General features: G+C 60.6%; 11 protein-coding genes. 9 read left to right on the forward strand and 2 right to left on the reverse strand.

Features of this window, described 5'->3' with window-relative positions:
* Position 1 precedes the first annotated feature (1 nt).
* The 6 genes from CB0101_RS09415 to CB0101_RS09440 are packed head-to-tail and all read left to right on the forward strand — an operon-like array spanning position 2 to position 7,778.
* Positions 2 to 1,129 carry a hypothetical protein gene (locus CB0101_RS09415; protein WP_168187972.1) on the forward strand — a complete coding sequence of 376 codons (1,128 nt, stop codon included), beginning with the start codon at positions 2 to 4 and terminating at the stop codon, positions 1,127 to 1,129.
* A 45-nt stretch (positions 1,130 to 1,174) separates the two neighbouring features.
* Positions 1,175 to 2,089, forward strand: coding sequence for a sulfotransferase (locus CB0101_RS09420; RefSeq protein WP_168187973.1), 915 nt, complete (start codon positions 1,175 to 1,177; stop codon positions 2,087 to 2,089).
* Between the two features lie 45 nt (positions 2,090 to 2,134).
* Positions 2,135 to 4,543 carry a UvrD-helicase domain-containing protein gene (locus tag CB0101_RS09425; RefSeq protein ID WP_010312246.1) on the forward strand — a complete coding sequence of 803 codons (2,409 nt, stop codon included), beginning with the start codon at positions 2,135 to 2,137 and terminating at the stop codon, positions 4,541 to 4,543.
* A complete protein-coding gene (locus CB0101_RS09430) occupies positions 4,540 to 5,637 on the forward strand; it encodes a hypothetical protein (protein WP_010312245.1) in 1,098 nt (365 codons plus the stop codon). The genes CB0101_RS09425 and CB0101_RS09430 overlap by 4 nt, the downstream gene beginning before the upstream one ends.
* A gap of 6 nt (positions 5,638 to 5,643) precedes the next feature.
* On the forward strand, positions 5,644 to 6,885 hold the full coding sequence (locus CB0101_RS09435) for a CCA tRNA nucleotidyltransferase (protein ID WP_010312243.1): 1,242 nt from the start codon (positions 5,644 to 5,646) through the stop codon (positions 6,883 to 6,885).
* The gene (locus CB0101_RS09440; RefSeq protein WP_029553173.1) at positions 6,885 to 7,778 is read left to right on the forward strand and encodes a glycosyltransferase; all 894 of its coding nucleotides are present in this window, start codon (positions 6,885 to 6,887) and stop codon (positions 7,776 to 7,778) included. Before CB0101_RS09435 ends, CB0101_RS09440 begins: the two co-directional genes overlap by 1 nt.
* Here the strand turns inward: CB0101_RS09440 and CB0101_RS09445 are convergent.
* Both CB0101_RS09445 and galE read right to left on the reverse strand, forming a co-directional pair.
* Complete coding sequence (locus tag CB0101_RS09445; RefSeq protein WP_168187974.1) at positions 7,714 to 8,736, reverse strand: O-antigen ligase; 1,023 nt, start codon at positions 8,734 to 8,736, stop codon at positions 7,714 to 7,716. The genes CB0101_RS09440 and CB0101_RS09445 overlap by 65 nt on opposite strands.
* A gap of 182 nt (positions 8,737 to 8,918) precedes the next feature.
* Positions 8,919 to 9,965, reverse strand: a complete 1,047-nt coding sequence (gene galE, locus CB0101_RS09450; protein WP_010312236.1) for a UDP-glucose 4-epimerase GalE — start codon at positions 9,963 to 9,965, stop codon at positions 8,919 to 8,921.
* Positions 9,966 to 10,049: 84 nt separating this feature from the next.
* Between galE and hisS the strand changes: the two genes are divergently transcribed.
* From hisS to CB0101_RS09465, 3 genes are read left to right on the forward strand one after another with little or no spacing between them, the layout of a single operon-like run.
* The gene (hisS, locus tag CB0101_RS09455) at positions 10,050 to 11,312 is read left to right on the forward strand and encodes a histidine--tRNA ligase (RefSeq protein WP_010312234.1); all 1,263 of its coding nucleotides are present in this window, start codon (positions 10,050 to 10,052) and stop codon (positions 11,310 to 11,312) included.
* Between the two features lie 27 nt (positions 11,313 to 11,339).
* On the forward strand, positions 11,340 to 12,773 hold the full coding sequence (locus CB0101_RS09460; RefSeq protein ID WP_071778165.1) for a nucleotide sugar dehydrogenase: 1,434 nt from the start codon (positions 11,340 to 11,342) through the stop codon (positions 12,771 to 12,773).
* A 16-nt stretch (positions 12,774 to 12,789) separates the two neighbouring features.
* Complete coding sequence (locus CB0101_RS09465; RefSeq protein WP_010312231.1) at positions 12,790 to 13,737, forward strand: UDP-glucuronic acid decarboxylase family protein; 948 nt, start codon at positions 12,790 to 12,792, stop codon at positions 13,735 to 13,737.

Raw genomic sequence — 13,737 nt, forward strand, 5'->3', positions numbered from 1 at the left:
CATGTGGCTTCCTTACCGTCTAACCCAGCTTTTACCCACACGGGCCCGTGTGCGCAAGGTTTGGTACAGCTCACCTCTGTTCCGTTCCGAGCGCGAATTCAAGCGCCGTTGGACCATCGCTAGAGGTGATCACTCACAGCAGGTTGAGCAGCATGCTCATCCTGCTGTGACTCTTTGTCGGATCATCGGCAATGATTTGTTCCCCAGGCAGCAGACAGGCCAGGCTGTCGCCAATCTCAAAACCATTCTGCAAAGGGAATCTAATCCTCATGAATGGAGGAAGCTCTTTATCCTCAATCGATTTATTGATCTCGATCTTCAATATGAAGCCGTTGAGCTCATTCGCGAGGCCGGTCATTCTTGTGAAGTGATTGGGTTTGAGCCTGATGTTTATCGATCTCTTCGCTATCGCCCGGAGATCTTTGGCGGATTAGACTATTTTCAGTCTTCCGAATTTAAGGTCAAAGATCCATTTTGCCAGGATCGCGAACGAATTTGGGCTTGTGGCGAGAAGATTCGTTATCTGATGAATATTAATGGTGCGCGTAATCATGCATTAGCGCTGGGCAGAATCTGTTCGGATTGGACGCTTGTTCTGGATGGGAGTTGCTTCCTGACTCATACCGTTTTTGAAGCACTGCAGTCAGACCTCTCAGCTTCTCCCAACGTTCCTTATCTGATCGTGCCCATGCGTCGTCAGGCGGAGGCGTGTGATCTGGAAGATCTCGATGTCTCGCCCACGCATCGGGAGGAGCCGCAGATCGGTTTTCGCTCAGATGCGACTGAGCAATTTGATGAGGCTTATCCCTATGGGGTTCGCGACAAGACTAGTCTTCTTAACCGGCTCGGCGTGCCTGGCCCTTGGTGCGCATGGGCACCGCTGGACTGGCATCCCGAGGCGTTGACCCGTTCGACGGACCGGCATTTGTACAAATTCGGCTCTGCTTCTGTGGTTCGCCTCACCTCAGGTGTCGCGAATGGTTCCTTGGAGCAGGTTGGTGCCCAAATGAAACGCTATCGCTCTCGTATTACAGCGATTTTTGCCACACTGAAAGCTGTTGACCAGCAGTGTGAGGCTGTCGATGCCGGCCTCCTTGCCGGTATTACAGGTGCTACAAGCACTCTTTAAAGACGACATTTTTCGATGGCGATGGTCCCCGATTCTCTGCGCAGCGTGATCAAGCGGATGGTCCGCGGCAAGCCGGCTCCCCCACCGCTTCCTTTGCCACAGCGCCAACTCGTGCTCGGGCTTGGGGCGATGAAGTCTGGCACGACCTGGCTCTCAGACTATTTGGGTGGTCACCCCCAATTCTTTCATTCTCCGATTAAGGAGATGAATGCTTTTGCTTCTCTCTATCCCGATAACCCTGTTTATCCCAGCTATATCTATAAACCCGGAAACTCTTACCGCATCTGGCGGATGGAGAGAATTGTCCTTTCCTTTGGAGTGAAGCCCCCTCGGCTCGATCAAACTGATGCGGAGCAAGAGCGTTTCGACCGCCTGCGTGCCCTCGCACAGTTGGGTCGTATTGCAGCTGTTGAAGACTATCTAAGTTTCTTTGCCGAACGGATTGGTTCCGAGCTGCATTTCGGTGAAATCTCGCCCTCGTATGCGCACCTGCCACCCGAGGCTTACACGCAGATGGCATCGCTCACGCAAGATGTGCGATTCATTTTCCTCATGCGTGATCCGACCGACCGTGCGGCTTCCCATCTGCGCCACGCGCGCCGACGTGTCGATAAGCATGTTGATCTTGATGATCTTCTGGAGCGTGTTGATGCATCCAATCCGATTTTCATTCGTTCCGACTATCGATACACGCTGAATACATTGCGGGATTTGGGCCTAGCCGAGCGCTGCCGCTTTCTGATCTACGAAGATTTGTTCAATCAAGATTGCATGGATAGCCTCTGTGATTGGCTTGGGCTTCCCCGGTATGAGGCCGTCTTCGATAAACGACTCAATCCTGGGGTTGGTGATGCCTTGAGCTCTGAGCAGCTCTCCAGGCTGAGAGATCGTTTGGCACCGATCTACGATGGTCTCCACTCTGATCCTGCTGTCGCTTCGGCCACGTCGTGGCGCTGGTAACCCGATGAGGGGAGTAGGGTCCGAATTGGGTGGAGAAGGTCTTTGATGGCGCAGGGGTTCCTGGCTGGACTGAACGACGCTCAACGCCGTGCCGTTGATCACCACGTTGGCCCGCTGCTCGTGGTTGCGGGCGCCGGCAGTGGTAAAACGCGTGCTCTCACCCATCGCATTGCTCACCTCATTGGGCAGCATGGTGTGGATCCGGCTGAATTGTTGGCAGTCACCTTCACCAATAAGGCTGCCCGAGAGATGAAAGAGCGGCTGGAGTTACTCCTGGCCCAAAAGTTAGCTCAGAGCCAGTTTGGTCAGCCCTGGAGCACATTGCCTGCGGTTGAGCAGCGTCAGCTGCGCTCGAGGATTTATCGAGACGTCATCAAGGACCTTTGGATTGGCACGTTTCATGCATTGTTTGCTCGTCTTCTTCGTTTTGATATCGATAAATTCCGTGATCCAGAAGGGCTGACTTGGACGCGTCAATTCTCGATCTACGATGAGGGTGATACGCAGAGTCTGGTTAAGGAGATTGTGACCCAGGAGCTTGGATTAGACCCTAAGCGATTTGAACCAAAAAAGGTTCGTTGGGCGATCAGTAATGCAAAAAATCAAGGTTGGATCCCTGAACAGCTTGAAGCTGACGCGGGTGGACAGCGCGGCAAACTTATGGCTGAAACCTATCGCCGTTATCGCCGGGCTCTCGCTGCCAACAATGCCCTTGACTTCGACGACCTATTGCTGCTGCCTGTTCAGTTGCTGCGTCAGAATGATGAGGTGCGCCATTACTGGCACCGGCGCTTCAAGCATGTGTTGGTGGATGAGTACCAAGATACCAACCGCACTCAATATGAGCTAATCAAGCTCCTTGTTGCCGATGGTCGCGATCCAGCGGATTTTGGCGAGTGGCAGGGACGGTCTGTGTTTGTTGTTGGCGATGCTGATCAAAGTATTTATAGCTTCCGAGCGGCTGATTTCACCATCCTGATGGGTTTTCAGGAGGACTTTGGTGACGGTGCGCCGGATGATGCTACGCGCACCATGGTGAAACTTGAAGAAAACTATCGTTCCACTGCCACGATTCTTGAAGCTGCCAATGCGCTCATCTCGAATAATACCGAGAGGATTGATAAGGTTTTGCGGCCCACCCGTGGCGATGGTGAGCTGATCACCCTCACCCGTTGTGACGACGAGATTGCCGAGGCTGAGGCTGTTGTGCATCGCATGCGCATGTTGGAGGCTGCTAATCCAGATCTCGGTTGGCGCGACATGGCTGTGCTGTATCGCACCAATGCCCAAAGCCGTGCGATGGAGGAGTCGCTGGTGCGCTGGGGCATCCCTTATGTGGTGGTGGGCGGACTGCGCTTTTATGACCGGCGTGAAATCAAGGACATCCTTGGCTATTTGAAGTTGCTGGTGAATCCGGCCGATACGGTGAGCCTGTTGCGAGTTCTCAATACGCCCAAGCGTGGGATTGGCAAGACCACGATTGAACGTCTGAGTGATGCTTCCAATCAGCTTGGGATCCCCCTCTGGGATGTGGTGAGTGATCCAGAGGCTGTGCGCTCCTTGGGGGGGCGTTCGGCGAAGGGCCTACTGCAATTCAGTGAGCTGATTCGTTCGTTGCAAGCCCGTGCAGAAACGGCGCCGCCTTCGGAGTTGGTGCAAGTGGTGATGGAGCAGAGCGGTTATGTGGCTGAGTTGATTGCAGCTGGTACGGACGAGGCTGAAGATCGACGCCGCAATCTCAATGAATTGGTGAATGCTGCTCTTCAGTATCAGGAGGAAAACGAGGAGGGGTCGCTTGATGATTTCCTCGCCTCTGCCGCCCTTGCCAGTGATGCCGATAGCAAAGACACGGAGCAGGACCGCGTCACGTTGATGACCTTGCATGCCAGTAAGGGGCTTGAGTTCCCGGTGGTGTTTCTGGTGGGATTGGAGCAGGGCCTGTTTCCCAGCTACCGCTCGTTGGATGATCCAGCGGCGATGGAAGAAGAGCGGCGCCTTTGTTATGTCGGTATTACCCGCGCCAAGGAACGCTTGTTTTTGTCTCACGCCAGTGAACGGCGGCTGTGGGGCGGGATGCGTGAGCCGGCTGTGCCATCTGTTTTCCTCTCGGAACTTCCAGATGAACTCGTGCAGGGGGATCTTCCCCGCAGTGGCGGGGCAGCTCTGAGGCGTGAGAACCGCTTGGAGCGTCTCACCCGCGTGGATCGGGCTGAGAGTGAGCAGGTTCGATCTGTCGGAGATGCGGCGCAGCCAGCCAATGCCGTTCGGCGTCGTGGATCCGGTGGCTCCAGCAAGGTTTGGGCCGTGGGTGATCGATTGATGCATAGCTCCTTCGGTGAGGGGCATGTGACCCACCTGTTCGGTAGTGGTGAAAAGATCTCAATCGCGGTGAAATTTGAGGGCATGGGACCCAAAATCCTGGATCCGCGCTTGGCACCGATTCAGCCCCTATGACCACCTTGGTGCTGCATATCGGTTCACCAAAAACCGGTTCCTCAGCCATTCAGTCAGCGATTCGGCCGCAGCGTTGGCGCATCCCATCGGATCCGTGGTGCGTGCTGCCCGCTAACCCCTACGGGAAGCCAGAGCCTGCAGGCTGCATTGCTGCGCTCTACCAGGGGCCCGATGATTTGCCCCGTGTCTGGGCGCAACGACGGCAGTCGAATCCTGCTCGGTTTGACCGCGATGTAGCTCGTTATCGCCAGTTGCTGGCTCGTCGTCTTCAGCCTCGTTGGCGCCCTCAGCCGCAGGCGGTGTTTCTGTCCAGCGAATACCTCTGGACCTTCAGTGCTGACTTGATCGACCAGCTGCGCCGCGACGTTTCTGATCTTGGCGTGACCCGTTGTCTTGTGGTTGCTTATGTGCGCTCTCCTGTGGCGTTTTATCGCTCTGCACTGCAGCAACACGCCAAGCTGTCGACCAATTTTCGCCGGTTTCGGCCCCAGCGTTGGACCTATCGCTTTCGCCAGCGCCTGCAGGCATGGCGCAGTGTGTTCGGCGAGGCCTTGATTGTCCGCCCGTTCGATCGGGCTCAGCTGTTTCGCGGTTGTGTTGTGGAGGATCTTCGTCACACCATCGGTACACAGCTCGCAGGCTTTGACCGTTTACCGGTTGCACAGGCCTCGAGCGGTGTGAATGAATCCGTGAGCGCTGAGGAGCTCATCGCTATGCAGGAGTTGATGCAGCGCTACCCGGCTCAATCTCCTGACGGAAGTTTCAGCCGAAGCCGGGTCCTGTGGGCCAATTGGAGACGGCTTGCTCGCCTGCGTGTGCGCGACCCTGCTGTTGGAACAACGGTTGCGGTGGCTCCGGCTGCGGAGTCGTTGATTCAGTCGCGCCACCAGGCGGATCTCGAATGGTTGGCTGACACCTTCGGTGTGCGTCTGACCGGACCGGATGCGGCTTCGATGTGTGCTGCTGTTGCGCCTCCAGACGAACGTTGGCCCGAGACTGTGTCCCTCGCGGAGCTGCTGGATCTCCATGTGCAGGAGCCCTGGCTGGCTGACCTGCGCAGTGAGTTGTCGCGCTGCTCTCTGCCGGCTGACTGACGGTTGATGCAGATTCCCGACGTGCCAGCTGAATTGCTGACAGCCCTCGTGCAGGCGGCAGAGGGCCGTCGGCTGGCGCTCGTGGGCGGAGCCGTGCGGGATCTGCTGCTGCATCATCAGCACCGTGACCCTTGGCGTGGTTTGCCTGACCTGGATTTGGTGGTCGAAGGCCGGGCGTTGGCGTTGGTGGAGCGGTTGCCGGCGCTGCTGCCGAACGGCAGCAGCTGTGCCTTTCGGGAACATGGCAGTTTTGGCACCGTGGAGGTGGAGCTTCGGCTGGCCAACGGCGACACCTGGTTGCTGGATGTGGCCTCAGCTCGCCAGGAGAGCTACGCGAGTCCGGGCGAGAACCCGCAGGTTTCCCTCGGCAGCCTTGATGACGATTTGGCGCGGCGCGATTTCAGCGTGAACGCCATCGCCCTCCTTCTGGGAACGGCGTCCGATGGGGTTGTGCTGCTGGATCCCCACCACGGTCAACAGGATCTGGCCGCACGCCGCTTGCGCTTGTTGCATGCCAATAGCCTGGTTGATGATCCCACCCGGCTCTTTCGGGCAGCCCGTTACGCAGCCAGGCTCGGCTTTGAATTGGATCCCAGTGCATTGGAGCAGGCGCGCCGCGTGCTGCAGGCGTGGCCCTGGGGATGGCGACCTGGATCCCCCCCGCAGCCAGTGCCTCCCGCCTTGGGCACCCGCTTGCGGATGGAGTTGGAGCTGATGCTTGATCGGGAGCCTTGGCATGAGGCTTTAGATCGCCTCCAGGCCTGGGGTGGACTGGTGTTGCTGGATCCCGGGCTCCAGCGCAATCGCCGCTGGCCCCTCGCGTTGGGGCGGGCCACCCGCTGGGGTTTGCCGCTGTTGCCCGTGTTGATCGCCTGTGCGGATGACCCTGTCGCATTGGCCCAGCGTCTGCAGGTGCCTCATCGCCACCAGCGCTGGCTGAAGGGTTTGGTGCAGCTGCGCCGCCATGCCGCTGCGCTGTCTCCCGACCAGATCCGCTTGTGGATGGCGGCCCAGTGGACTGAGTGGATCGAACATCAGCCGGATGCTGAGCATGTGGTGCCCATGGCTCTTGCCTGTGGTGGGGTGTTCCGCCGGCCGCTCTTGCGCTGGTGGTTGCTCTGGCGGCATGTGCAACCCGCTACAACGGCTCAGGATTTGTTGGCGTCGGGTCTGCGTCCAGGCCCGGCCATCGGAGAGCGTTTGCGCCAGTTGCGCGCTGAGCGCTTGCAGGAGTTGGAGTGTCGCTGATGGCTGCGTCAGAGCCGCTACCCCTGGTTGGCATTGTGGTGCCGGTGTACAACGACTGGCACCGCCTGCAGCTCTGTCTGCAAGCCCTGGCGCGTCAGAGCTACCCACCAGAGCGGTTGCGGGTTCGTGTTGTGGACAACGGCTCCACCGACTGGCCCTCCCAACCGAGCTTCCCGTTGCCTCTGGAGGTGATCGCGCACCGTCACCCCGGCTCCTATGGAGCGCGCAATCAAGCTGCGTTGGGTTGGGATGTGGATGTGCTGGCCTTCACCGACGCCGATTGCCAGCCCGACCCCGACTGGATCTCCGCTGGCGTGCAGGCCCTGCAGTGGCGCGCTCGGCCGCCACGGCTCGTGGCCGGGCGGATTGTGCTGGAGCCGCAAGCGCCAGGTCATCCCTCAGCTGGTGAGCAACTGGATCAAATCCTTGGTTTTGATCAGGCGCGCACGGTGCGTCGTGCCGGTTTTGGCGTCACGGCCAATTTGCTGGTGAGTCAGGCCTGCTTTCAGGATTTCGGAGGCTTCCATCGCCGCACCCACTCCGGCGGTGATCGTGAGTTCTGTCATCGCGCTGTGGCGGCTGGTGCCCAACTCCTGTTTGAGGGTGCCGCCGTTGTGCGCCACCCGGCTAGGGATTGGAATGAATTGGTGCGCAAGCAGCGCCGCATTGTGGGTGGGCGTTTGTCGTTGGCTGGCGATCACTCCTTCGCGCGGCTGAAGGTGCTGGTTCAGTCGCTGCGGCCCTTGGTTTCTGAGAGCGTGCGCGTTTGCCGCTATCAGCCCCTTGGCTGGCTTCGGCGCGGGTTGCTGCTCAGTTTGGTGTGGAGGCTCAGGTTGGCCGTGCTTGTGGAGTGGCTGCGTTTGCAGCAGCAGGGCCATGCTCCTTTGCGGTGAGGGCAGCGAGGCTGAAGCCCGCCAGCACTTGGTTGATCATCATCACCTGCCAGAACGTGAGGCCCAGCGCCGTGAGTGTGATGTAGATCAGCAGTGGGAGTGAAACAACCATGGTCTTGGCGAGGTGTTGTCTCCAGGCAGCGCGGAAGCCTGCAATGGTCATGCCCACCGCAACGAGCAGGCCACTCAGTCCTGTTTCCGCGAAGATCTGCGCATAAAAGTTGTGGGCATGCTGGAGACCCTTGCCCTTCTCCATCTTGCGAAGGCTTGGAATCTCATCAGGTCCGCAGTGCTCCTGCGCAGGTTTTCCAAAGCCCATCCCTAGCCAGAGTCCACGATCTGATTGGCTTGTCGATTGGAACCAGCACTGGATGGTCTGGACCCGATTCAGTTCGCCCAGCCGGTAGTCGGTAGCAAGGTTGTAAGTGGTGTCGGCCTTGAAATACCAGCTGTAGATGGCTCCCGATGCCAGGGCCGTGCACAGCACCCCTGTAATCAGAAGTTGGCGTAGGGTCCAGCGGCGACTGACCAGAATGTCGATCGCGATGGCGAGGATTGGAACGGCCAGAGCTGCGCGTGATTGGGTGAGGATGACCTCGCTGATGCCCATTGCGATCGCGCCAATGGCAACAGCCCTTGACCAGGGTGACTGCATTTGCCGCAGCCATCCGTAGGCGATCACCGTGAGCAGGCCGGCGAGAAATCCGAGTTTGTTGATGTTGAAGCCTGTGAAGGACGAGGCCCCCTGGATCATGTCTGGCCCCGCATGCAGCGAGAGGGCCAGCAGAGGAACAATGCAGCTCGCCATCCAGGCCAGAGCTCGATTCCATTGCTCCCGGGTGCGATGCATGCCGGCGGCGAAACTGAGGGCCACAATCAAATAGTCAGAGACGCTTCCTGGCCTCAGGTCGCGGTCTTCAATGATCAGTCCTGCATTCACCATCAGCAGGCTGATCAAGATCCAGCGCCATGGTTCTTTGTCGCTGCGTTGGAGCAAGCGCAGCGCCAGGTAGATCACCAACAGGCTGTAGCCGGCAAGCCGTTGTCTGGCGCAGATCAGTGCCGTGGCCGCGGGGAACGCCGCATCGAGCCATGGGTCCAGTGCCGTGAGCCCCCGTTGCAGCAGCGGCTGGATCTTGGTCATGCGGAATAACCCTCGGGGTTGCTGTGCTGCCAGTGCCAACCGTCTTTGCACATGTCGTCGAGGTTGCGCCTGGTTTGCCAGCCCAGCTGTTGTTTGGCTTCAGTGGGGTCGGCCACGGTGATCGCGGCATCACCGCTGCGCCGTTGTGTGATCACGTAGGGGATGGCATGGCCGCAGGCACGGCCAAAGGCTTCAATCACCTCCAGCACCGAGTGACCCTGCCCGCTGCCGAGATTGAGCTGCAGCAGCTGATCGCCGCCGCTCAGCAAGGCCTTCAGGGCGGCTAGGTGGCCTTCCGCCAGATCCATCACATGGATGTAGTCCCGCACCCCGCTGCCATCAGGGGTGGGCCAGTCGCCACCGAACACCTGCACCTGCTCGCGCCGGCCCACGGCCACCTGGCTGATGAAGGGAAACAGGTTGTTGGGAATGCCGTTGGGGTCTTCGCCGATGCGGCCACTGGGATGGGCTCCTACCGGGTTGAAGTAACGCAGGGAGGCGATGCGCCAACCCGGCTCGCTGGCGGCGACATCACGGAGCATCTGCTCTACCGCTGCTTTGGTGTAGCCGTAGGGATTAATCGGTTGGATCGGTGCGCTTTCAGGGATGGGCACCGTCTCGGGGTAGCCGTAAAGGGTGGCGCTGCTGCTGAACACCAGCGTGCGGCAGCCGTGGGCGGCCATGGCCGCCAGCAGGTGTTGGCTGCCACTCACATTCACATCCCAGTAGCGAAGCGGCTGCGCCACCGATTCCCCCACGGCTTTGAGGCCAGCGAAGTGAATCACCGCGTCTAGTCCGGCTCCTGTAGAAGCACCCGCTGCAAAGGCCCGTTCCAGATCGGCGCTGCGGCGGATGTCGCCTTCGATCACCTGCAGGCGGCCCTCGGCCCCTGGTCCCGCCAGCTGCATCACGCGTCGCAGCGCTTCCGGGGAGCTGTTGGCGTAGTTGTCGAGCACCACCAGCGAATGGCCTGCCTCCAGCAGCACCAGGCAGGTGTGACTGCCGATGAAGCCTGCGCCGCCTGTAATCAGTAGACGCGCCAAACCTGCTCGCCGACCCTTTGAAGACTGTGAGGTTAAGGGCAGCTGCCCGCGATCTCGCAAGATGGCTGCAGCGCTAGAGCCGGTGTGGACAAACTGCAGAGCCTGCGGGGGATGGTGGATCTACTCCCCCAGTCCGCCCCGCTCTGGCAGCGGATTGAAGCCACGGCCCGCTCTCACTTCGCCCGCGCGGCGATTGAAGAGATCCGCACACCTGTGCTGGAGGCCACCGAGCTGTTCGCCCGTGGCATCGGTGAAGCCACCGACGTGGTGGGGAAGGAGATGTACACCTTCACCGATCGCGGCGAGCGCAGCTGCACGTTGCGGCCCGAGGGCACGGCTTCGGTGGTGCGCGCTGCGATTCAGCACGGCCTGCTGAGCCAGGGGCCGCAGCGCCTTTGGTATGGCGGGCCGATGTTCCGCTACGAGCGGCCTCAGGCCGGCCGGCAGCGGCAGTTTCACCAGATCGGCCTCGAGATGCTGGGCTTTGCTGATCCCCGCAGCGATGTGGAAGCCATCGCCGTGGCCTGGGATCTGTTGGCGGACCTAGGCGTGCAGGGGTTGGCCCTTGAGCTCAACTCCTTGGGCAGCAGCGACGATCGAGCCCGCTACCGCGAGCAGCTGGTGGCTTGGTTGAGCGAGCGCGCCGATCAATTGGACCCGGATTCCCAGGATCGTCTGCAGCGCAATCCCCTGCGCATCTTGGATTCGAAGAACCCCGATACCCAGGCGCTGTTGACCGATGCGCCCACCCTGGCCGAGGCGTTGAGCCCGGAGAGCCGCGATCGCTTTGCCCGCGTGACCCATGGCCTCACGCTGCTGGGCATCCCCTTCCAGCTCAATCCACGCCTGGTCCGCGGCCTGGATTACTACAGCCACACCGCGTTTGAAATCACCTCCACGCAGTTGGGAGCCCAGGCCACCGTGTGTGGCGGTGGTCGTTACGACGGGTTGGTGGAGCAGCTGGGTGGTCCCCCCACCGCGGCCATCGGCTGGGCTCTGGGGATGGAGCGCTTGGCGATCTTGCTTGCACAGGCTGGTGCCGCCCCCGCTGCGGCTCCTGAGGTGTACGTGGTGAGCCGCGGCGAGCAGGCTGAACCCCTTGCTTTGCAGCTGGCCCGGCAGCTGCGCCAAGCCGGCCATGCGGTCGATCTCGATCTCACGGGTGCAGCCTTTGGCAAGCAGTTCAAGCGGGCGGATCGCACCGGTGCCCGCTGGGCCGTGGTGATCGGCGACAGCGAAGCCGAGGCCGGTGTGGTGCTGTTGAAGGATTTGCGCGGAGCCGCCGGTGAGGCTTCCGAGCCTGAACAACGGCTCAGCCCCGAGGAGTTGTTGCAGCGCTTCGCTTAGTTTGCCCTCACCGTTTTGACTGATCGCGTGACCGGCACTGTTCCCGCCATTCGCACGATCTGTTGTATCGGTGCTGGCTATGTGGGCGGGCCCACCATGGCCGTGATTGCCGACCGCTGCCCTGGCATTCAGGTGACGGTGGTGGATCTCAACGCCGAGCGCATTGCCGCCTGGAATGACGCCGACCTCAGCCGGTTGCCGGTGTATGAACCCGGTCTCGACGCGGTGGTGGGGCGTTGCCGGGGTCGCAACCTCTTCTTCAGCACCGAGGTGGAGGCTGCTATCGCTGCCGCCGACATGGTGTTCCTGTCGGTGAACACCCCCACCAAAACGAAAGGTCTTGGCGCGGGCCAAGCCAGTGATCTGCGCTGGGTGGAGGCCTCGGCCCGTTCGGTGGCGGCCCACGCCCAGGGGCACACGATTGTGGTGGAGAAGAGCACGTTGCCGGTGCGCACCGCCGCCACCGTGCAGGCCATCCTCCAGGCGGCGCAGGGCGAGGCCGAGGCGGTGCCGGAACACAAAACCTTTTCGGTGCTGTCCAATCCCGAGTTTTTGGCGGAAGGCACCGCCGTGGCTGATCTCGAGCAGCCCGATCGCGTGTTGATCGGCGGCGATGACCCACAGGCGATCGAGGCTTTGGCCTCGGTGTATGGCCATTGGGTGCCTAAGGAGCGAATCCTGCGCACCAATCTGTGGAGTAGCGAGCTCTCCAAGCTCACCGCCAATGCCTTTCTGGCGCAGCGGATCAGCTCGATCAACAGCATCGCTGCCTTCTGTGAATCCACGGGCGCGGATGTGGGTGAAGTGGCCCGAGCGATCGGCACCGACTCACGCATTGGGCCCAAGTTTTTGAAAGCTGGACCTGGGTTTGGCGGCAGTTGTTTTCAGAAAGACATTCTCAATTTGGTGTATCTCTGCGGTCATTACGGCCTGCATGAGGTGGCGGCCTATTGGCAGAGCGTGGTCGATCTCAACACCTGGCAGCAGCACCGCATTGCGCGCTTGGTGGTGAACAACCTGTTCGGCACCGTGACGGGTAAGCGCCTGGCGGTTCTCGGCTTTGCCTTCAAGGCCGATACCAACGACACCCGTGAGGCGCCCGCGATCCGGATCTGCCGCGATCTGCTGGAAGAGGGTGCCGATCTGGCGATCTACGACCCGAAGGTTGCCCCTGAGCAGATTGCCCGGGATCTGGGTCTCGCACCGAGTGCGGCCAGCTCCGGTCTCTCGGGAGAAGGCCGTTGGCAGTTGGCGGGATCGGTGGAGGATGCCGTGGGCGGCGCTGATGCAGCTCTGATCCTCACGGAGTGGCAGGCCTTCCGTCAGCTGTCCTGGCCGGAGCTGGCCCCTCAGATGCGCCAGCCCGCCTGGGTGTTTGACGCTCGCGCTGTGGTGGATCCGGAGCAGGTGCGTGCAGCCGGTTTACGGCTCTGGCGCGTGGGCGACGGCAAGATCGGTTGATCGGAGACCCTCCTTCATGCCCGCCTCGCTGACCCGCAATCTGGTGACCGGTGGTGCCGGCTTTGTGGGCTCCCACCTCGTGGACCGGCTAATGGAAGCCGGCGAGGAGGTGATTTGCCTCGATAACTACTTCACCGGGCGCAAGGTCAACGTGGCCCGTTGGATGGGGCATCCGCGCTTCGAGTTGATCCGCCACGACGTGACCGACCCGATCCTGCTGGAGGTGGACCGGATCTGGCATTTGGCCTGCCCCGCTTCGCCGGTGCACTATCAGCACAATCCGATCAAAACGGCGAAAACCAGTTTCCTCGGCACCTACAACATGCTCGGCCTGGCTCGCCGCGTGGGTGCTCGCCTCCTCCTGGCTTCCACCAGTGAGGTGTACGGCGATCCCGAGGTGCATCCCCAGCCGGAGAGCTACCGGGGCAATGTGAACACGCATGGCATTCGCGCCTGCTACGACGAAGGCAAGCGAGTGGCTGAAACGCTTTGCTTCGATTACCAGCGCATGCACGGCACGCAGATCCGGATCGCCCGCATCTTCAACACCTATGGGCCGCGGATGTTGCCGGATGACGGCCGTGTGGTGAGTAATTTCATCGTGCAGGCGCTGCGTGCCCAGCCCCTCACGCTCTACGGCGATGGCTCGCAGACCCGCTCCTTCTGCTTTGTGGATGATCTGGTGGAGGGATTGATTCGCCTGATGAATGGTGAGCACACCGGGCCGATCAATCTCGGCAATCCGGGAGAGTTCACGATTCGCCAGCTCGCTGAATTGGTGCGGGATCGCATCAATCCTGGTTTGGAGTTGGTGTGTGAACCCCTGCCCCAGGACGATCCTCTACAGCGCAAGCCGGTGATCGCCTTGGCGCAGCAACAACTGGGCTGGCAGCCCACCATTCCTTTGCAGCAGGGTCTGGAGCCCACCATCGCCTACTTCCGCGAGCGATTGGCTGAAGCCTGA

Origin of the sequence: Synechococcus sp. CB0101 (assembly GCF_000179235.2) — a bacterium.
In the GTDB taxonomy this organism is placed as follows: domain Bacteria; phylum Cyanobacteriota; class Cyanobacteriia; order PCC-6307; family Cyanobiaceae; genus Vulcanococcus.

Excerpts from the sequence above, each read along its gene's own strand:
- CB0101_RS09430 (WP_010312245.1), top strand. The coding sequence starts at position 4,540 with ATGACCACCTTGGTGCTGCATATCGGTTCACCAAAAACCGGTTCCTCA.
- CB0101_RS09435 (WP_010312243.1), top strand. The coding sequence starts at position 5,644 with ATGCAGATTCCCGACGTGCCAGCTGAATTGCTGACAGCCCTCGTGCAG.
- CB0101_RS09465 (WP_010312231.1), top strand. The coding sequence starts at position 12,790 with ATGCCCGCCTCGCTGACCCGCAATCTGGTGACCGGTGGTGCCGGCTTT.
- CB0101_RS09425 (WP_010312246.1), top strand. The coding sequence starts at position 2,135 with ATGGCGCAGGGGTTCCTGGCTGGACTGAACGACGCTCAACGCCGTGCC.
- CB0101_RS09440 (WP_029553173.1), top strand. The coding sequence starts at position 6,885 with ATGGCTGCGTCAGAGCCGCTACCCCTGGTTGGCATTGTGGTGCCGGTG.
- CB0101_RS09415 (WP_168187972.1), top strand. The coding sequence starts at position 2 with ATGTGGCTTCCTTACCGTCTAACCCAGCTTTTACCCACACGGGCCCGT.